This is a genomic window from Nesterenkonia sp. K-15-9-6 (genome assembly GCF_052656005.1).
Window position 1 is genome coordinate 159,400 of sequence record NZ_JBQYEY010000004.1, and the last position, 17,815, is coordinate 177,214.

At 69.8% G+C, this 17,815-nt stretch carries 22 protein-coding genes; 13 read left to right on the plus strand and 9 right to left on the minus strand.

Annotation, left to right across the window (positions count from 1 at the left end; all coding sequences use genetic code 11):
- Positions 1–9: 9 nt before the first annotated feature.
- The gene (locus tag SD455_RS04095) at positions 10–1,134 is read left to right on the plus strand and encodes a glycosyltransferase (protein ID WP_445507324.1); all 1,125 of its coding nucleotides are present in this window, start codon (positions 10–12) and stop codon (positions 1,132–1,134) included.
- Positions 1,135–1,189: 55 nt separating this feature from the next.
- On the opposite strand, the gene SD455_RS04100 is transcribed toward SD455_RS04095, so the two are convergent.
- Positions 1,190–1,954, minus strand: a complete 765-nt coding sequence (locus SD455_RS04100) for a M23 family metallopeptidase (protein ID WP_311023662.1) — start codon at positions 1,952–1,954, stop codon at positions 1,190–1,192.
- A gap of 508 nt (positions 1,955–2,462) precedes the next feature.
- On the opposite strand from SD455_RS04100, the gene rpsB reads away from it, so the two are divergent.
- The 6 genes from rpsB to SD455_RS04130 all read left to right on the plus strand — a co-directional run bounded on the left by rpsB (position 2,463) and on the right by SD455_RS04130 (position 7,524).
- Positions 2,463–3,317 carry a 30S ribosomal protein S2 gene (rpsB, locus tag SD455_RS04105; RefSeq protein ID WP_070161981.1) on the plus strand — a complete coding sequence of 285 codons (855 nt, stop codon included), beginning with the start codon at positions 2,463–2,465 and terminating at the stop codon, positions 3,315–3,317.
- A gap of 142 nt (positions 3,318–3,459) precedes the next feature.
- Positions 3,460–4,302 carry a translation elongation factor Ts gene (gene tsf / locus SD455_RS04110; protein WP_070161983.1) on the plus strand — a complete coding sequence of 281 codons (843 nt, stop codon included), beginning with the start codon at positions 3,460–3,462 and terminating at the stop codon, positions 4,300–4,302.
- Between the two features lie 315 nt (positions 4,303–4,617).
- Positions 4,618–5,385, plus strand: a complete 768-nt coding sequence (gene pyrH, locus SD455_RS04115) for a UMP kinase (protein ID WP_070161985.1) — start codon at positions 4,618–4,620, stop codon at positions 5,383–5,385.
- Between the two features lie 126 nt (positions 5,386–5,511).
- Positions 5,512–6,069, plus strand: coding sequence for a ribosome recycling factor (frr, locus tag SD455_RS04120; protein ID WP_311023665.1), 558 nt, complete (start codon positions 5,512–5,514; stop codon positions 6,067–6,069).
- A gap of 5 nt (positions 6,070–6,074) precedes the next feature.
- On the plus strand, positions 6,075–6,959 hold the full coding sequence (locus SD455_RS04125) for a phosphatidate cytidylyltransferase (RefSeq protein WP_445507325.1): 885 nt from the start codon (positions 6,075–6,077) through the stop codon (positions 6,957–6,959).
- 4 nt (positions 6,960–6,963) lie between these two features.
- Complete coding sequence (locus SD455_RS04130; RefSeq protein WP_445507326.1) at positions 6,964–7,524, plus strand: DivIVA domain-containing protein; 561 nt, start codon at positions 6,964–6,966, stop codon at positions 7,522–7,524.
- Here SD455_RS04130 and SD455_RS04135 read toward each other — a convergent pair.
- On the minus strand, positions 7,513–8,139 hold the full coding sequence (locus tag SD455_RS04135; protein ID WP_070161989.1) for a TetR/AcrR family transcriptional regulator: 627 nt from the start codon (positions 8,137–8,139) through the stop codon (positions 7,513–7,515). The genes SD455_RS04130 and SD455_RS04135 overlap by 12 nt on opposite strands.
- Before the next feature lie 77 nt (positions 8,140–8,216).
- Here SD455_RS04135 and SD455_RS04140 point away from each other — a divergent pair, with 77 nt between their 5' ends.
- Positions 8,217–8,618 carry a VOC family protein gene (locus tag SD455_RS04140; RefSeq protein WP_070161991.1) on the plus strand — a complete coding sequence of 134 codons (402 nt, stop codon included), beginning with the start codon at positions 8,217–8,219 and terminating at the stop codon, positions 8,616–8,618.
- Positions 8,619–8,731: 113 nt separating this feature from the next.
- On the opposite strand, the gene SD455_RS04145 is transcribed toward SD455_RS04140, so the two are convergent.
- Complete coding sequence (locus SD455_RS04145; protein ID WP_445507327.1) at positions 8,732–10,396, minus strand: solute symporter family protein; 1,665 nt, start codon at positions 10,394–10,396, stop codon at positions 8,732–8,734.
- Entirely contained in the window at positions 10,393–10,836 is a 444-nt protein-coding gene (locus tag SD455_RS04150; RefSeq protein WP_445507328.1) for a DUF485 domain-containing protein, read from the minus strand. Before SD455_RS04150 ends, SD455_RS04145 begins: the two co-directional genes overlap by 4 nt.
- A gap of 265 nt (positions 10,837–11,101) precedes the next feature.
- Here SD455_RS04150 and SD455_RS04155 point away from each other — a divergent pair, with 265 nt between their 5' ends.
- From SD455_RS04155 to SD455_RS04170, 4 genes are read left to right on the plus strand one after another with little or no spacing between them, the layout of a single operon-like run.
- The gene (locus tag SD455_RS04155; protein WP_396954317.1) at positions 11,102–11,968 is read left to right on the plus strand and encodes a sensor histidine kinase; all 867 of its coding nucleotides are present in this window, start codon (positions 11,102–11,104) and stop codon (positions 11,966–11,968) included.
- Complete coding sequence (locus tag SD455_RS04160; RefSeq protein ID WP_445507329.1) at positions 11,965–12,798, plus strand: LytR/AlgR family response regulator transcription factor; 834 nt, start codon at positions 11,965–11,967, stop codon at positions 12,796–12,798. The genes SD455_RS04155 and SD455_RS04160 overlap by 4 nt, the downstream gene beginning before the upstream one ends.
- The gene (locus tag SD455_RS04165) at positions 12,795–13,238 is read left to right on the plus strand and encodes a hypothetical protein (protein ID WP_070161995.1); all 444 of its coding nucleotides are present in this window, start codon (positions 12,795–12,797) and stop codon (positions 13,236–13,238) included. Before SD455_RS04160 ends, SD455_RS04165 begins: the two co-directional genes overlap by 4 nt.
- Entirely contained in the window at positions 13,235–14,821 is a 1,587-nt protein-coding gene (locus SD455_RS04170; protein WP_445507330.1) for a sodium/solute symporter, read from the plus strand. The genes SD455_RS04165 and SD455_RS04170 overlap by 4 nt, the downstream gene beginning before the upstream one ends.
- A 26-nt stretch (positions 14,822–14,847) precedes the next feature.
- On the opposite strand, the gene SD455_RS04175 is transcribed toward SD455_RS04170, so the two are convergent.
- The 3 genes from SD455_RS04175 to SD455_RS04185 are packed head-to-tail and all read right to left on the minus strand — an operon-like array spanning position 14,848 to position 16,372.
- Complete coding sequence (locus SD455_RS04175) at positions 14,848–15,405, minus strand: dihydrofolate reductase family protein (protein ID WP_445507331.1); 558 nt, start codon at positions 15,403–15,405, stop codon at positions 14,848–14,850.
- On the minus strand, positions 15,402–15,767 hold the full coding sequence (locus tag SD455_RS04180; RefSeq protein WP_344682244.1) for a hypothetical protein: 366 nt from the start codon (positions 15,765–15,767) through the stop codon (positions 15,402–15,404). Before SD455_RS04180 ends, SD455_RS04175 begins: the two co-directional genes overlap by 4 nt.
- Entirely contained in the window at positions 15,764–16,372 is a 609-nt protein-coding gene (locus SD455_RS04185; RefSeq protein ID WP_070158979.1) for a dihydrofolate reductase family protein, read from the minus strand. The genes SD455_RS04180 and SD455_RS04185 overlap by 4 nt, the downstream gene beginning before the upstream one ends.
- Before the next feature lie 116 nt (positions 16,373–16,488).
- On the opposite strand from SD455_RS04185, the gene SD455_RS04190 reads away from it, so the two are divergent.
- Complete coding sequence (locus SD455_RS04190) at positions 16,489–17,037, plus strand: winged helix-turn-helix transcriptional regulator (protein ID WP_445507332.1); 549 nt, start codon at positions 16,489–16,491, stop codon at positions 17,035–17,037.
- 4 nt (positions 17,038–17,041) lie between these two features.
- Here SD455_RS04190 and SD455_RS04195 read toward each other — a convergent pair whose 3' ends face one another.
- Entirely contained in the window at positions 17,042–17,473 is a 432-nt protein-coding gene (locus tag SD455_RS04195) for a hypothetical protein (RefSeq protein WP_445507333.1), read from the minus strand.
- Positions 17,470–17,664 carry a hypothetical protein gene (locus tag SD455_RS04200; RefSeq protein ID WP_445507334.1) on the minus strand — a complete coding sequence of 65 codons (195 nt, stop codon included), beginning with the start codon at positions 17,662–17,664 and terminating at the stop codon, positions 17,470–17,472. Before SD455_RS04200 ends, SD455_RS04195 begins: the two co-directional genes overlap by 4 nt.
- Positions 17,665–17,815: the final 151 nt, after the last annotated feature.

Consider the following 17,815-nt stretch of genomic DNA (forward strand, 5'->3'; position numbering starts at 1 on the left):
GTTGGCACAATGGCACCTGTGCTGCGACTCTTCTTCGACGCCCGATACACCCGCACCCGGGTCCACGACGGGATCTCCCGCTTCTCCGCCTCTCTGGTCGAGGCGGTCGCCGACCGGGCGGACGTCACCATGCTCATCAGCGATCCCGCGCAGCTGCGCCTGCTGCCCGCGGGGGTGCCCTGGCTGCGGATCAGCGCCCCCACCTCGGCGGCCGAGCCGTGGGTCGCCCGGCAGATCAACCCGCACCGTCCCGACGTCGTCTTCTCCCCGATGCAGACCATGGGCGGCTGGGGTCGGCGCTATCCGCTGATCCTCACGCTGCACGACCTCATCTACTACGAGCACCGCACGCCTCCCCGGGACCTGCCCGCTCCCATCCGCATGGGCTGGAGGCTGTACCACCTCAGTCCGTGGCCGCAGCGGCTCGCGCTGGACCAAGCGGACGCCGTCGCCACCGTCTCCGAGACGACGCGCGGGCTCATGCGCGCCCACCGGCTCACTCGCCGGCTGATAGAGGTCATTCCGAACGCGCCGCAACCGGTCCAGCGGCCGCGCGACCCGCACGTCGCACCGGTCCGGCAGCTGGTCTACATGGGATCCTTCATGGACTACAAGAACGTCGAGGGGGTGATCCGCGGGCTGCGTGGCCTGCCGGACCACACCCTGCACCTGTGCAGCCCGATCGACGACCGTCGCCGGGCGGAGCTGGTGGACCTCGCGCCGCGGGAGGACCAGCTGATCTTCCACGACGGGATCTCTGAGTCTGGGTACCGGCAGCTGCTCCGGGAGTCCGCGGCCCTGGTGACGCTGTCCCGCGCGGAGGGCTACGGCCTGCCCGTCATCGAGGCGATGGCTCAGGGGACGCCCACGGTGGTCTCGGATCTGCCGATCTTCCGGGAGATCGTCGGGCAGGCGGGCGCAGGACATGGGGCGCAGTGTGTGGACCCGGATCACCCGGAGGCCTTCGCCGCCGCCGTCCGCCGGCTGCACGAGCCCGGGGTCTTCGCTGCCGCTTCCCGGGCGGCCCGCGCCAGGAGCCTCGACTTCAGCTGGGAGGACTCGGCTGATCGGCTCGTGCGCCTGGCCGACGGCCTCGCGCAGCGGTGGCGACGACGGAGCGATCCCTGGGACTGAGCCGCCGGGCGCCGTGCCGAGACGGAGCGGAGACGGCGCTGAGACGGAGCGGCCCTCAACCCGCCTCCAGCGGCAGGAGCACGGAAGGCTCCAGGTCGCCCAGGAGCATCAGCGGGTTGATGTACTCCCCCTGGAGCCGCACGCCCCAGTGCAGGCATCGACGGTCGCAGTGGTGGCCTCCGTCGGCGTAGGTTCCCAGCTCCGCGACGACGTCGCCGGCCGCCACGGTGTCGCCCGCGGCGAGCTCCGACGGGGCCGGCTCGAAGGAGCTCACCAGACCGCCGCCGTGGTCCAGGGTCAGCACCTCCCGGTCGACCACCACACCGGTGAATCTCACCACGCCGTCGGCGGGGGCTCGGACGTCGCCTGATGCGGCCGCCAGGTCCACGCCTCGGTGTCCGGCCGCCCAGGGAGAGGGCGGCGCGGCGAAGGGACGGATCACCTCCAGGGCTCCGCTGAGGGGAGGGCGCCAGGCCCCTGGGGTGGACGGCCCCGCCCCACCGGGGCCCTCCGAGATCCGTGACACGGGTGCGACGGGCTCCGTCGGGGCGGCTGTGGCCGAGGGCGCCGGACCGCCGGCGCCGATCAGGGCGAAGGCCAGCAGCACCACGATCAGCACGGCTCCCGCACGCGGCGGCGTGGTCAGCGGCGAGACGAGTTCGACCGGTTGGCATGCGGCCGCCGGGCCGCTCGGCATGCTCCGGGAGACTGTGGCGCCGGTGGGAGGGAGAGGCGCACGGACCTCCGCAGTGCCGGCCGGCAGGCGGTTCGAGAGGTCTGCTGAGGGGATGCCGGAGCGGCGAGTGGGGTGCTGATCCATGGCGCCATGCTGGCCCGCTCGCCGGTCTCTCGGAACGGCCGCGGCCACCCTTGTGGAGGGGCCGGCGTGTCACCGCGGTCACCCGTCGCGCTGTGGAGGACTGCGCGCCGGGGGATGCGATCCGTCTGTAGTACACTGATCCCCAGCAGTTGACGCTGACGTTCTATCGCCCTGCCCACTTCTGGGACTTTCCCGTCAAGGAATCCGGGAGGGACGAGCGCCCGCAGACGCTGACTACGCGCAGAGCCTGCCTCCTTCGCGTCGCCTGGGGCGTCGCAGGGAGGGTGATCCGCTCGGTCCGCATCGGATGGCCCCTCCAGGGCCGACCCGTCATGGGTCCGGTGCGGTCGGATCCACGATCCTCGCATCCCTGCTCTGCCAGGAGCCCCGGAGAACGGGGTGGCACGACCCGACCAACCGAAAAGAACCAGCCGGTGCTGCACGCACCTGTTCCGATCCTGATGATCGGTCTACCGCGTGTTCGAAGCCCGGCATCGAAAGGAACACCATGCCTGTCGTCACCATGCGCCAGCTCCTGGACTCCGGTGTGCACTTCGGCCACCAGACCCGCCGCTGGAACCCGAAGATGAAGCGCTACATCTTCACCGAGCGCAACGGCATCTACATCATCGACCTGCAGCAGTCGCTGTCCTACATCGACCGCGCGTTCGACTTCATCAAGCAGACCGTCGCCCACGGCGGCTCCATCCTGTTCGTCGGCACCAAGAAGCAGGCGCAGGAGGCCATCGCCGAGCAGGCGACCCGCGTCGGCCAGCCCTACGTGAACCACCGCTGGCTGGGCGGCATGCTCACCAACTTCGCCACGGTCTCCAAGCGCGTCCAGCGCATGAAGGAGCTCGAGGAGATCGACTTCGACGACGTCGCCGGCTCCGGCCACACCAAGAAGGAGCTGCTGCTGCTCAGCCGCGAGCTGGACAAGCTGCAGGCCAACCTGGGCGGCATCCGCAACCTCACCAAGACGCCGTCGGCGGTGTGGGTCGTGGACACCAAGAAGGAGCACCTGGCCGTGGACGAGGCCCGCAAGCTGGGCATCCCGGTCATCGCCATCCTGGACACCAACTGCGACCCGGACGAGGTCGACTACCCGATCCCGGGCAACGACGACGCCATCCGCTCCGTCGACCTGCTCACCCGTGTGGTCGCCGACGCTGTCGCCGAGGGCCTCATCGCCCGCGAGGAGAAGCGCGGCGGGGGCTCCGGCGCCGCCGCCGAGCCGATGGCCGAGTGGGAGCGCGAGCTGCTTGAGCAGCACGCCGCCGAGAAGGCCGGCCAGACCGAGGGCGAGGCCGCCGAGGCCCCGGCCGAGGCTGCCGCCGAGGCACCCGCCGAGAACGCCGAGTAAGACTCTCGTCGCGTCAGCTCCTCACGCTCGTCACCTGGGCTTCGCCGTCCAGGTGGCGGGCGTGAGGGCTGTGCAGAGTGCACTTTCATCGATCTGATCCGATTCATCGATCCCCATCGAACCCCAACGGAGGACGGGACTTATGGCGAACTACACCGCCGCTGACATCAAGGCACTGCGCGAGCGCACCGGCGCCGGCATGATGGACGTCAAGAAGGCACTGGACGAGGCCGACGGCAACTTCGACAAGGCCATCGAGGCCATCCGCATCAAGGGCCTCAAGGGCGCCGCCAAGCGCGAGGGCCGCTCGGCCGCCGAGGGCCTGGTGCTGGCGAAGGTCGTCGACGGCACCACCGGCTACCTGCTCGAGGTCAACGCCGAGACCGACTTCGTCGCCAAGTCCGACAAGTTCGTGGGCCTGGCCGAGAAGGTCCTCGAGGTGGCCGTGGCCAACGGCCTCGGCGACGTCGAAGCCCTCCTGGAGGCTGACGTCGACGGCAAGAAGGTCTCCGACTTCGTGACCGAGGAGGGCGCAGCCGTGCTCGGCGAGAAGATCGTCGTCCGCCGTCTGGCCAAGGTCGAGGGCGCCTACGTGGACGCCTACCTGCACAAGACCTCCAAGGACCTGCCCGCCCAGGTCGGCGTGCTCTTCGCGGTGGACTCCGACTCCGAGGCGGCCCAGACCGCCGCGCACGACGTGGCCGTCCACGCCGCCGCCATCGTGCCGCAGTTCCTCACCCGTGACGAGGTCCCGGCTGAGACCGTGGAGAACGAGCGTCGCATCGCCGAGGAGACCGCCCGCGCCGAGAACAAGCCGGAGCAGGCCCTGCCGAAGATCATCGAGGGTCGCACCAACGCGTACTTCAAGGAGCACGTCCTGGTCGACCAGCCGTTCGCCAAGGACCCGAAGCAGTCCGTCGCCCAGGTCCTTGAGGCCGCCGGCGCCGGCGCGACCGCTTTCGCCCGCTTCCGGGTCGGCAACTGACGCCTCGCACTCCACGCACCCCGACCCCGTCGTCGGGTGCTCGTCTCGGACCGTGCTCATGCCTACAATGAGGCAGAGCACATGATCTGAGACGTCAGGGGGTGGCCACGCACACGCGGTGGTCACCCCCTTTCCATGCCCGGAACCCGACCACATCCGTACGACGCCGACCCCTCGTCCCTGCCGTCTTCTCGCCCACACCGTCTCCTCGCCCACACCGTCTTCTCGCCGCCCGCCGCCGATCCTGTCTGCAGCACCGAGCATCGCTGGAGCGGCCCAGCGGACGGGCTGAGCCCCGAAAGGACTCTGACGCCGATGACCACACAGCCTGCCGTCCCCGTCTCCGCCCAGTCCACCGACCTCGAGCTCCCCGAGGGGGTCGAGCGTCGTCGCGTGCTCCTGAAGCTCTCCGGGGAGGTCTTCGGCGGCGGCAGCGTCGGCGTCGACCCGGCCACCGTGCGAGGGATCGCCGAGCAGATCGCCGCAGTCGGCGGCAAGGTGGAGGTCTCCGTCGTCGTCGGCGGGGGCAACTTCTTCCGTGGCGCCGAGCTCTCCAAGGCGGGGATGGACCGGGCGCGCGCCGATTACATGGGCATGCTCGGCACCGTGATGAACTGCCTGGCCCTGCAGGACTTCCTCGAGCAGGCCGGACAGCCGACCCGCGTCCAGACCGCCATCACCATGGGGCAGGTCGCCGAGTCCTACATCCCGCTCCGGGCGATCCGCCACATGGAGAAGGGGCGTGTGGTGGTCTTCGGTGCGGGAGCCGGGATGCCGTACTTCTCCACGGACACCGTCTGCGCCCAGCGTGCCCTGGAGGTCGGCGCGGACATGGTGCTCATGGCGAAGTCCGGAGTAGACGGCGTCTACACCTCGGACCCGAAGACCAACGACGACGCCGAGAAGCTGGACCACCTGACCTACACGGATGCGCTGCGGCGCAACATCCGAGTCATGGACCAGACGGCGATGACCATGTGCAACGACAACGAGCTGCCCATGCGGGTGTTCGGCATGGAGGGCGACGGCAACGTCACCCGCGCGCTGCTGGGCGACGAGATCGGCACCCTGGTGACCACCTGAGCGAGGCGGACGGCCCCGGTGCAGGTCAGCACGGCCCCGCCGGATGCCGACCCCCGGTGTGGGCCCGCCTCAGCGGGTCCGCACCACGTAGACTGAGACGGAAGTTCCCACCTCAAGGAGACCGACGTGATTGACGAGACCCTGGTTGAAGCCGAAGAGCTCATGGAGCGGGCCGTGGAGGCCACCAGTGAAGACTTCGCCACGGTGCGCACCGGCCGCGCCAACCCCGCGCTGTATTCGAAGGTGATGGTCGACTACTACGGCGCCGCGACGCCGCTGCAGCAGCTGGCCTCCTTCACGGTCCCGGATGCGCGGACCATCCTCATCACCCCCTACGACGTCTCCGCGATGCGAGAGATCGAGAAGGCCCTCTCGGACTCCGAGATCGGGGCGAACCCGTCCAACGACGGCAAGCAGATCCGCATCACCATGCCGGAGCTCACCGAGGAGCGCCGCAAGGAGTACGTGAAGCTCATCAAGGCCAAGAGCGAGGACCACAAGGTCTCGGTCCGCAACGCACGCCGCAAGGCCAAGGACACCATGGACAAGGCCGTCAAGGACGGCGAGGTGGGCGAGGACGAGCGCGACCGGGGCCTCAAGGAGCTCGAGGCGGCCACGAAGAAGCACGTGGAGCGCATCGATGAGATGGCCAAGCGCAAGGAAGCCGAGCTCCTCGAGGTCTGAGGCCCATGACAGGACCCGAGCGCACCGACGAGCCGTCTGAGGCGTCGAAGCCGGTGCGCACGCCGCGGGCAGGACGGGACCTGCCCGCGGCGATCATCACCGGCGCCGCCCTGCTGATCCCGTCGGTGCTGGGGATCATCTTCTTCCCGCTGCTGCTGACCGTGGTGGCCGTCGTGCTGCTGTCCATGGGGGTCTGGGAAGTGGCTCGGGCCCTGGAGACGCAGGGGCTGCGGCTGCCCAAGGTGCCGCTGTTCCTGGGCGCGGCGGCCATGCCGCTGTCTGCCTTCTTCGGCGGTGTGGAGGCGCTCACCCTGGCGCTGATGGTGACCTGCACGGCCATCGCGGTGGCCGCCGCGATGCTGCGTGTGGAGGATCCCGGACGCTCGATCATGTCCTCGATGTTCGTGGCCTGCTGGGTGCCGTACCTCATCTCCTTCGCGGTGCTGCTGCTCAGCCAGCCTGAAGGCCAGTGGCGGCTCGCCGTCGTCGTGCTGCTGGTGGTCTCCAATGACACCTTCGGCTATATCGTCGGTGTCCTGTTCGGCAAGCACCCGATGGCGCCGAAGATCAGCCCGAAGAAGTCCTGGGAAGGCTTCGCCGGCTCGATGGGCGGCTCCATCGCCGTCGGAGTGCTGGCCTCGTGGCTGATCTTCGACGAACCCCTGCACGTCGGGGCCCTGCTGGCCGCCGCCGTCGTCGTCGCCGCCACGGCAGGGGACTTCTCCGAGTCGATGGTCAAACGGGAGCTGGGGCTCAAGGACATGTCCCAGGTGCTTCCCGGACACGGGGGAGTGATGGACCGGCTGGACTCCCTGGTGTTCGCGATGCCCACCGCCTATTTCGTGATCGTGGCGCTCACCCGGGATTCCGGGGGAGTTCCATTAGGCTGAGAACATGGCGCACACAGAGAACGCACTGTTCACCCTGCTCGACCCCGAGGAGCAGGGCTACAACCGCGACGAGGTCGACGAGTTCATGGCCCGAGCTCGTGTGGCCTACGACTCCGGCACCGGTATGGCGCTCTCGGAGATCCGGGAGGCCAGCTTCTCCATGGGCTCCGGCGGCTATGACGCCGCGGAGGTCGACGGCGCCCTGGACCGTCTGGAGGACGCCTTCGCCGCCGCCGAGCGGGACCGGTACATCGAGCAGCACGGCGAGGACGCCTGGTATGAGCTGCTGGCGGAGCGGGCCGCGCCCCTGCGCGTACGGTTGGAGCGTCCCGAGGGGAAGCGGTTCCGGGAGCCTGCGCACTCCTCGGCGCTGGGCTACCGCAAGGAGCAGGTGGACGAGCTCTGCCGTGAGCTCGAGCAGTACCTCGACGGGGAGAACCCGATGAGTGTTGACGAGGTCCGCACCATCATCTTCGCCGGCGCGCATGGATCCAACGGCTACGACGAGGCCCAGGTGGACGCCTTCCTGGATCGCATGACCGAGATCATGGCCTCAGTGGGCTGAGCGCGGGCCCTGCCCGGACATGGCGGTACCGCCTGCGTCCGTCACGGCGTCGAGGAGCCGGTCGAGCAGCTCGTGCGCTGCTCTTCTGCGCGCGTCTCGTTCCTCGCCACCTTCGGCGATCCACAGGGCGGCATCGTTCATCGCTCCGGAGAGCTGCGCCGTGGCCGCCTCCTGGAGCTGACCCGAGTAGCCCAGCTGCCCCAGTCCTTCCTTGAGGTGTGCGGCGGCGTTCTCCGCGTCCATCCGGCGCCAGCGGGCCCATCCGAGCACCGAGGGGGCGTCGAGGAGCAGGATTCGCGCACGGGGCGCCTCGGTGATGGCGTCCAGGAATGCGTGGCAGCCGCGCCGCAGCTGCTGCTCGGGGTCGGCACCGCTCGCTTCCGCGGCGCTGCGGACCTCGGCCCCGACCTGGATCTGCAGCTCTTCCGCGACGGCGGCGAAGAGCTCCTGCTTGGTGCGGTGCCGGTGATAGACGGCTCCCCGTGAGGCGCCCACGCTCCGAGCGACGTCGTCCACCGACACGCCGGCGAAACCGTGCTCTGCGAGGAGGGACCTCGCATGGTCGAGGATCGCGCGGGCGGTCTTGGCCGCATCCGCTGCGGAGGAGCGGGGCATGAACCCTCCCTTTACATTCGTTGTGTATGTATTCTGCGAGATGTCACATTCACAGTGTATGTATAGGAGGCCCAGCAATGGCCGTCACCAGTGTCTACCCCGTCCTCATGGTCGTCGATGTCCCGTCCGCCGCGGACTTCTTCCGAGAGGTGCTGGACTTTGAGACCGTGTTCGACGCCGGCTGGTACATCAGCCAGCGGCGAGGTCCCCACGAGCTGGCGCTGCTGGCACGTGATCATCCCACGGTCCCGGCAGGGCGCCGATCCAGCGTGGCGGGTGTGCTTCTCAATGTCGAGGTCGATGACGTCGATGCGGTGCACCGAGCCGTGACCGCGCGGTCCGACGTGCGCCTCCTGGCCCCGCTGAGAGATGAGGACTTCGGCCAACGGCACTTCATCCTCGACGGCCCGGAGGGACTCATGGTCGACGTGATCCAGCCCATCGCGCCCACTGCGGAGTTCAGTGCTGCGTACCGGTGAAGGCCGAGGCCGGTCGCATCCGCCGACGACGGCGGCCCCGCCGTGGTGCTGGAGCCGCCGTCGTGTGTGGTGCCGGAGCCGAGTGCGCAGGGCTCCGACGCAGCAGGTGTCCTTCAGTGCTCGGAGGCCTTCTCCGCGCCCACGCCGGTGAGTGAGCGGATGTCCATCTCGGCCTGCTTGGCGGGGTCTTCGAGGACTGTGGAGGTCTTCGACCCGATCCAGCCGAGCAGGAACGCCAGCGGGATGGACACCAGGCCCGGGTTGGTCAGCGGGTAGAGCGCCAGGTCGACCTCCGGGAAGAAGGACGTCTCGGCGCCCCAGACCACCGGGGAGAAGGCGATCAGCAGGATCGAGGATCCCAGACCCCCGTACATGGACCACAGGGCGCCGCGGGTGGTGAAGCCCTTCCAGAACAGGGAGTACAGGATGGTCGGCAGGTTCGCGGAGGCAGCCACCGCGAAGGCCAGCGCCACCAGGAACGCCACATTCTGGCCCTGGGCGCCGATGCCGCCCAGGATCGCGAGGATGCCCACGACCACCACGGTCATCCGGGCGGCGCGGACCTCGCCCTTGTTGTCGATCTTGCCCTTCTTGATCACCTGCCCATAGATGTCGTGGGCGAAGGACGCGGAGGCGGTGATCGTCAGGCCTGCGACCACGGCCAGAATGGTGGCGAAGGCGACCGCGGCGATGATCCCGAGAAGCAGCGTGCCCCCGAGCTCGTAGGCCAGCAGCGGGGCGGCCGAGTTCTGTCCGCCGGGTGCGGCGAGGATGTCCTCCTGGTCGAGCATGGCGGCCGCCCCATAACCCAGCACCAGGGTGAACAGGTAGAAGGCGCCGATCAGCCAGATCGCCCAGACCACGGACTTCCGGGCGTCCTTGGCCGTGGGGACCGTATAGAAGCGGATGAGCACATGCGGCAGGCCGGCGGTGCCGAGGACCAGGGCGATGCCCAGGGACAGGAAGTCCATCTTGGTCAGGAAGTCCAGCCCGTACTGCAGCCCCGGTTCGAGCAGGGCCTCCTGGCCGGTGCGGTCCACGGCGTCGCCCAGCAGGTCGGAGAAGTTGAAGCCGTAGAGCGCCAGCACCCAGACGGTCATGATCGCGGAACCGGCGATCAGCAGGGCGGCCTTGATGATCTGCACCCAGGTGGTGCCCTTCATGCCGCCGATGAACACGTAGACGATCATCAGCGCGCCGACCACGGCGATGATCAGCGACTGCCCGGCATGGGAGTCGATGCCCAGCAGCAGGGAGACCAGCGCGCCGGCGCCGGCCATCTGGGCCAGCAGGTAGAACAGGCACACCGCCAGGGTGGAGGCCGCGGCGGCGATGCGCACCGGCTGCTGCCGCAGGCGGAAGCTGAGCACGTCGGCCATGGTGAACTTGCCGGTGTTGCGCAGCAGCTCGGCCACCAGCAGCAGGGCCACCAGCCAGGCCACCAGGAAGCCGATGGAGTAGAGGAACCCGTCATAGCCGTAGACGGCGATCGCCCCGACGATGCCCAGGAAGGAGGCCGCCGAGAGGTAGTCCCCGGCGATCGCGGTGCCGTTCTGGGTCCCGGAGAACGAGCGTCCGCCGGCGTAGTAGTCGGCGGCGGTGTTGTTGTTCTTCGAGGCGCGCAGCACGAAGAACAGTGTCACGCCGACGAAGAGCAGGAAGATCCCGATGTTCGCCCAGGGGCTGCCGACCTCGGTGGAGAGGACCTCCTCCTCGCCGGAGGCGCTGAGTCTCGGCAGGGCTGCCAGGGGTGTCGATGATGTGAGAGCGGTGGTCATCGGCTCGCTCCTCCTGCGGGGGTCGCCTCGGTCGGCGCGGTGGTCTCGGTCGCCTCGGTCGGCGCGGTGGTCTCTGCGGACTCCGGTGTCTCGTCGGGAAGCCCGACGCCGGCGGCCTCAAGCTCATGGCGGATGGCGCTGGACTTCGGATCCAGGGCCTTGGTGGAGAACGAGACATAGGCCGCGGTGATCAGGAAGGTGGTCAGGAACTGCGCCAGTCCGAGCACGATGCCGAGGTTGATGTTGCCCAGCACCGGGATGGCCATGATCTGCGGGGCGAAGGCGGCCAGCAGCACGTAGGCGAGGTACCAGACGAGGAAGATCACCGCCATCGGGAACACGAAGCTCCGATGTGTCCTCTTCAGCTCCTGGAACTCAGGCCGGCTCTGCACCTCCTGATAGTCGACGGTCGCCGCGCGGGTCGCGGTCGATGAGCTCATCGCTCCTCCTCGTGGTCTCGGCTGCGCCGGCCGCTTCGTCAGCGGTCGGCGGGGCGGGGCTGCAGGGGCGGCCCCATCGGACGGTGACAGGGGTCTCCCCGACCGTGCACGCTGACCACAGTGCCGCAGTGATCCAGGTCACGTGAAGCGGATCACGGGGCGTCTGCGACGAGCGGCGTCATCCGTGCGACGAGCGGTCATGTCCTCGTCGGCGGTCACCGCAGCTCAGCAGGAGGGGACGGAGGGCTGGCCTACGATGGTCCCCATGTTCGACGTCAGCCCTGCGATGGTCGCCCTGATGGGCCTGGTCGGTGTCCTCACCGCCTGCGTGCTGCTGCTGGCCACACGGCGCACCAGCCCGTCTGAAGGACCCGCCGCAGCCGCGGAGGGCGCCCAGGGCGCCGACGCCGACGGTCAGGGCGGCGCCGCGGGTGCCGAGGCGGAGGGACCGGACTACCGGCGCTTGGCCGAGTCGCGCCGTCGACAGCTGGTGGAGGCTGAGCTGCGCACGCTGCGGGCCCAGATCTCTCCGCATTTCATCTACAACAGTCTCAACGCGATCGCGGCGTTCATCCCCACGGACCCTGTCCGCGCCCGGGAGCTGGTCCTGGACTTCGCAGACTTCACGCGATACAGCCTGCGGGCCGAGGGGGACTTCTCCACGCTGGAGGAGGAGCTGGACGCCGTCGAACGCTACGTGCTGCTGGAGCAGGCACGCTTCGAGGACCGGGTGCAGGTGGAGCTGCAGGTCGCTCCTGAGGTCCTGGGAGTGCAGATCCCCTTCCTGGCGGTCCAGCCCTTGGTGGAGAACGCGGTGCGACACGGTCTCGACTCCGAGGACGGACAGGTGACGGTGCGGCTGAAGGCTGCCGACGACGGGACCCACGCGCTCATCTCCGTGGAGGACGACGGCGTCGGGGCAGACCCGGAGCATATGGCATGCGTGCTGGCCGGTCGGGCCGAGGGCTCGCACATCGGGCTGCGCAATGTGGACCTGCGGCTGCGCCAGGCCTACGGCGGCGGCCAGGGTCTGGTGATCGACACCGCCGTGGGAGCAGGCATGATGGTGTCCATGCGCATCCCCAAGTTCCAGCCGCAGCAGGCCCCGGACGCGGAGGTGGGAGCCCCATGAGTGCCGTGCCGTCAGGAGCGTCCCGTCCTGAAGCGTCCCGGTCGGGATCGGCTCCGCAGGAGCGGGCGCTGCGGGTCCTCGTGGTCGATGACGAGCCGCCGGCGGTCGCACAGATGCAGTGGCTGCTGGAGGCCGACCCGCAGGTGGGGGAGATCCACACCGCATCGAATGCTGCTCAGGCGAAGCACCAGCTGGACACCCGCCGGATCGACGTCGTGCTGCTGGACATCCACATGCCGGGCCCCTCCGGTCTGGCCCTGGCCCGTGAGCTGCCCGGCGACGATGCCGCACCGCAGATCATCTTCGTCACCGCGGACGCCGCACCGGCGGTGGAGGCCTTCGAACTCGCGGCTCGGGACTACCTCCTCAAACCGGTGCGCGCCGCTCGACTCGCTGAGGCGCTGCGCCGTGCGTCCGATGCCTTGCGGCCGGCCGCCGAACCCGCGCCGGACAGTGCGCCCCAGCGGGTCTCGGTGCTGCAGGGTGACACCACGGTGCTGCTGGACATCGCCTCCATCCGCTGGGTCCAGGCACAGGGGGACTACGCCCGTCTGCACACGGCCGAGAGCTCCTATCTGCTGCGGATCGCCTTGAGCGACCTGGAGGAGCAGTGGGCCGAGCACGGTTTCGTGAGGGTGCACCGTTCCTCGGCGGTCAACCTCCACCATGTCCGTCGGGTGCTCCACCGTCAGGGCCGGATGTCGGTGCAGCTGCGGGATCCTGCCGGCACGGAGCAGGAGATCGCGGTGAGCCGCCGGCTGATGCACCATGTCCGGGAGCGCCTGGAGGTCCACAGGGTCCGCGGCGCCGGTCGAGGCGGTCAGGGATGACCCACCCGGCTCATCCTGACCCGTCCGGGGCAGAGCACCTGGACGCCCAGCGGGCGGCCCGGGTGCGTGTGCGAGGGCCAGCGACGGCTCCGGAGGAGGAGGAGGTCCTGCTCGCCCCACGGCGCGGGCATGTCCGGAGGCGAGCGACCCCCGGACAGGTCAGGGAGCTGATCCGGCACCAGCTGCGACTGGGCGTGCTGCTGGGCCTGGGCTTCTTCCTGCTGGTGGTGGTGCTCTACCTGCTGCTCTCCACCGTGGCGGGGCTCGCGGACGTCACGGTGCTGGGGGTGCCGCTGCCGTGGGTGGTGCCGGCCGTCTGCTTCTATCCGCTGCTGATTCTCGGCGGCTGGCTGCACGTGCGCGCCAGCGATGCCGCCGAGCGTCGCCTGCTGACCACGATCGGCGCGGCAGAGGCGCAGGGGGTGGAGCGGCGGCCATGAGCTCCCCGTCTGCGGTGCTTCTCGCGGTCGCCCTGGTCTGCGTGTTCTCGGTGGCGATCAGCGTCGGTGGTCTGCGGTCGCGCACCACCAGTGACTTCTATGTGGCCTCCCGGCGGGTGCCGCCGTGGATGAACGCCTCGGCCATCGCCGGGGACTACCTCTCCGCGGCCAGCTTCCTGGGGGTGGCCGGGCTGATCGTCGCCTACGGGGCACAGGGACTGTGGTTCCCGGTGGGCTACACGGCAGGCTTCTTCACGCTGCTGCTGTTCGTGGCCGCCCCGTTGCGACGTTCCGGGGCCTATACGCTGCCGGACTTCGCCACCTTGCGGTTCCGCTCCGCGCAGCTGCGGCGCCTGACCGCGCTGATCGTCATCATGACCGGCTGGCTCTACGTCGTGCCGCAGCTCCACGGCGCGTCCCTGACCCTGAGCACGACGGCGGGGATGCCCGGGTGGGTCGGCCCGCTGGTGGTGGTGCTGGTGGTGCTGCCCACGGTGCTGGCCGGCGGGATGCGGTCGGTCACGGTCGCGCAGGCGGTGCAGTACTGGATGAAGCTGTGCGCCCTGCTGATCCCGTGCGTGTTCATCCTGATCCGTCTGCAGCGCGACGCATCGACCGGAGGTTCTCCGCGGACCGACGCGCTGCCCCCGCTCGGCGACGTCTGGGAGACCGGGCTGCTGCCGCAGGCCCTCGACGGCGGCGCCGGCCTGTACCAGACCGCATCGCTGGCGCTGGCGCTGATGATGGGCACCGTCGGGCTGCCTCACGTGCTGGTGCGGTTCTCCACGAACCCGGACGGGGCCGCGGCCCGGCGCACGACGCTGCTGCTGCTCAGCCTGCTCTCGATGTTCTATCTGCTGCCGGTGATCCTGGGGGTGCTGGCCCGGCTGGTGCTGCCGGTGGCCGAAGGAGGCTTGGGGCCCGCGGCGGACGACGGCGGCGCCGTGACCCCGGCGCCGTCCGGCGGCACCGCCGCGGACGTCGGCGGAGGAGTCGCCGATGCGGCGCTGCTGCGTCTGCCCGCTGCCGTCTTCGAGGGCGCGGCCGGCGATGTGCTGGTCGCGGTGGTCGCGGGTGGGGCCTTCGCCGCGTTCCTGTCCACGTGCTCCGGTCTGGTGGTCTCGATCGCCGGAGTCGTGTCCCAGGAGTTCTTCTCCGGCACCGTCCGCGGGTTCCGGCTCGGGGCCGTGGCGGCGGTGGGCCTGCCGCTGCTGGTCGGCGCCGTGACCAGCCAGGTGGCGCTCGCCGGTGCGGTGGCGATGGTGTTCACGTTCACCGCCTCCGCGTTGGGTCCGCTGATCCTGCTGGGGATCTGGTGGCGCGGGCTCACCGAAGCCGGTGCGATCGCGGGCATGGTCTCCGGGGCGGTGGTGTCGTCGCTGTCCCTGGTCATCGGGCTGGGGCTGGGGGAGCACACGGCTGGGGCGCAGGTTTTCCTGTATCCGGCACTGTGGTGCATCCCGCTGTCCTTCCTCCTCACCGTGGCGGTGAGCCGATTCGGTCGGCAGTCGCCGCCGCACAGTGCCGAGGCCGTGCTGGCCCGCCTTCATCTGCCCGAGGCCGCCCAGGCCCTCTCGCGGTGAGGCGCCGAGAGCTCCACCGGGGTCCGTCAGCTGTCGCTGCGGTCTCGAGGTTCCCCGTCCCGACGCACTCGGAAGAGCCGGGTGCGGGGACTCTCGTCCACCACGTCCAGGTCGATCTGGCCGGTCGAGCCCTGAAGAAGGGGTGTCCCCTGGCCCAGCATCACCGGCACGGTGGTCACCATCACCAGGTCCACGGCTCCGGCCTCGAGGCACTGACGGGCGACGTCGGCGCCCAGGATGGAGACGATGCCGTCCGGGGCGGCGGCGCGGCACGTGCTCAGGGCGACGTCGAGGTCGGTGGTGACGGTGATCCCCGGTGGCGGCGTGGCCGGCGGCCGGTGGGTGAGCAGCACCTGCGGGCCCGACCAGGATCCCTCGAATGCGCCCTCCTTCTCTGCGTCCCCGGCATGCGGGTCGTCCCCGTCGTAGGTGGTGCGCCCCACCAGCAGGGCCTGGATCTGCGGCATCAGCCGGTTCAGGATCGGGTCGGGGCCCATGTGGGGGAGGAGCCAGGACATGTCCCCGTCGGCACCGGCGATCCGCCCGTCCACCGTCGCAGTGGCTGCGTAGAGGAACTGCGTCATCGCTGGTCCGTCATCAGGGGGCGCACCTCGGTGGACCCATACTCCAGATGCGGCATCTTCTCGGCGATGGCGTGGGCCTCGGCGTCGTCGGCGGCGGCCACGGCATGGACGGCGAAGACGATGCTGCGGCCTTCAGTGGCCTCGGCGTCGGTGGTCTCGGAGACCTCGTCAGTCCCGGCGCCGAAGCGCACCGTCTGCTCCTGGAGTGCGTAGGCGGCCACCAGCTGGCCCGCTTCGCGCAGTTCGGTGTCCAGGGCCTCCCAGGCGCTCATCTCGTCGTCGAGCTCGGTGGTGCCCTCCTGGGGCCCGGTGCCGGGGACGAAGCGGTGAATCAGCAGGTGTGTGGCGGTGTGGCGCGTCATGGTGTCCTCTCGAGAGTGCGGGGGCGGTAGGTGAGCAACGTGTTGCCTGAACGGAAGACGGTGGTGGGGCCGGCGTCGAGCAGCACCCGGTGCCGCAGGGCGTCCGTGAGCCGGCGGCCGTCGCCGAGCAGCACGGGGTGGACGAGGAGCCGCAGTTCGTCGATGAGGCCCTGCTCCAGCAGTGCGCAGGTCAGGGTCGGGCTGCCGAGGACGGCGACGTCCCCGCCGGTCTCGTCGCGGAGCGTGCCGACGACGCCGGCCAGGTCGTCTCCGTCCACCACACGGGTTCCGTCCCAGTCCTGCGGCGGGGCGTCGCGGCCGGTCACGACGGTCTTCTGCACGGTGTTCATGAAGGTCCAGACCTCCGGCATGGCAGCGGCCGCCGAGGGGGTGGTCCAGAACTCGGCGAAGTGGTCGAAGGTGCGGCGTCCCAGCAGCAGGGCGCCGATCTCGCGGGACTGCCGGATGTTCCAGGTGAAGAACTCCTCGTCGGTCAGGTTCCAGTCCAGCTCGCCGTCCGGGCCTTCGACGTATCCGTCCAGAGACATGAACAGGAAGGCGAAGATCTTCCGCGTGGAGGAGGTCGTCTCGGACGGGGACTGCATGGTGCCTCCAGATGTGTGGGACAACTGCTTGCGTGGTGCATGCGGTGAGTCACATCCCAGCATAACCGGGTGTAGAATGCAAGCAGTCCTGTCCCTGAGGAATGAGGGCGCCGTCCATGTCAGCTGATCCCGCCCATGACCACCGCTCCGGCTGCCCCATCAACCTCACGCTGGAGGCGTTGGGGGACACCTGGTCGCTGATCATCATCCGAGACATCATCTTCGGAGACCGCAGGCACTACCGCCGCCTGTTGGAGGAGTCCGAGGAGGGCATCGCCTCGAACATCCTCGGCGATCGCCTCAAGCGGCTGCTGGCAGCGGGGGTCCTCACTCGCGAGCCCGACCCGTCTCATCGGCAGCGCCGCATCTACAGCCTCACCGAAGCCGGCATCCAGCTGCTTCCTGTGCTGGTGCAGCTCGGCGCCTGGGGGCGACGTCATCGACCGGCCACGGAGGAGCTCAGCGTCCGGGCGCAGCTGCTCGAGGAGGGCGGCCCTCAGCTGTGGGAGGAGTTCATGGATGAGCTGCGCCGCCACCACCTCGGGCAGGAGCAGGCCGGTCCCGGCCCGGAGGGGCCTTCGGTGCTGGAGCGCCTGGATGAGGCGTATCACGCCGCCCGGCGGGCCGCCGCGGAGTCGGCAGGCGGCGGTGCTGCCCGGACCTGAACTCTCATGCGGCGTCGAGTGCCCGGGCGCGCAGGGCGGTGAGCTTGGAGGCCACGGCCTCGGGCTCCGGGACTGAGACCACATATTCGGCGGCGAGTCGTCGCACCGTGTCTCCTCCGATGCTTCCCTGGCGGGCCGCTTTGCGATACAGCGGGTGGATGCGGATGACCACCGAGGTGCTCCCGCCCGTGTAGCCGATGCGCCCGGGGCCGTACCAGCGTGGACCGACCTCCATGGTTCCTCCCGTCGGGCCGGGGCGCACCGATTCGATGGCCTGCCAGGGGATCTCGGTGCGCACGACGCGCCACGTGCGCACTGCGACGCCGTCCTCCACCGTTGCGCGCACCGTGATGGTGGAGGCGCTGACCATCCACCACAGCCCGGCCCCCAGCAGAGCGCAGCTCACCAGCAGCGTCGGCAGGGTCCAGGAGCTCACCGGCTCCGCCCCCCCGGTGCCAGCTCCGCGACGCCGAGGACGGCCAGCGGCAGGAATGTGATGATCGCGATGACCGACAGGGTGAAGGTGTAGGCGGCGTGCTCCGGGCGCGAGACCGTCTCCAGCGAGCTCTCACAGATGCGCAGCCGTGCGGGCGGCTCGGGGTGCGAAGCCGGGGAGGGCCTGGTCATCGAGCGGTCAACGGGCACAGTGATCATCCCCTCGTCTGTGCTGTGGGGCCTCGCTGAGCCGACTCTCGTCAGCGACCGTCCGTTCCGCCCCGTGAGGGCCAGTTCATCAGGGGTCGCGGCGCGGTGTCATCATCCTGCGGGCTGAGATCGG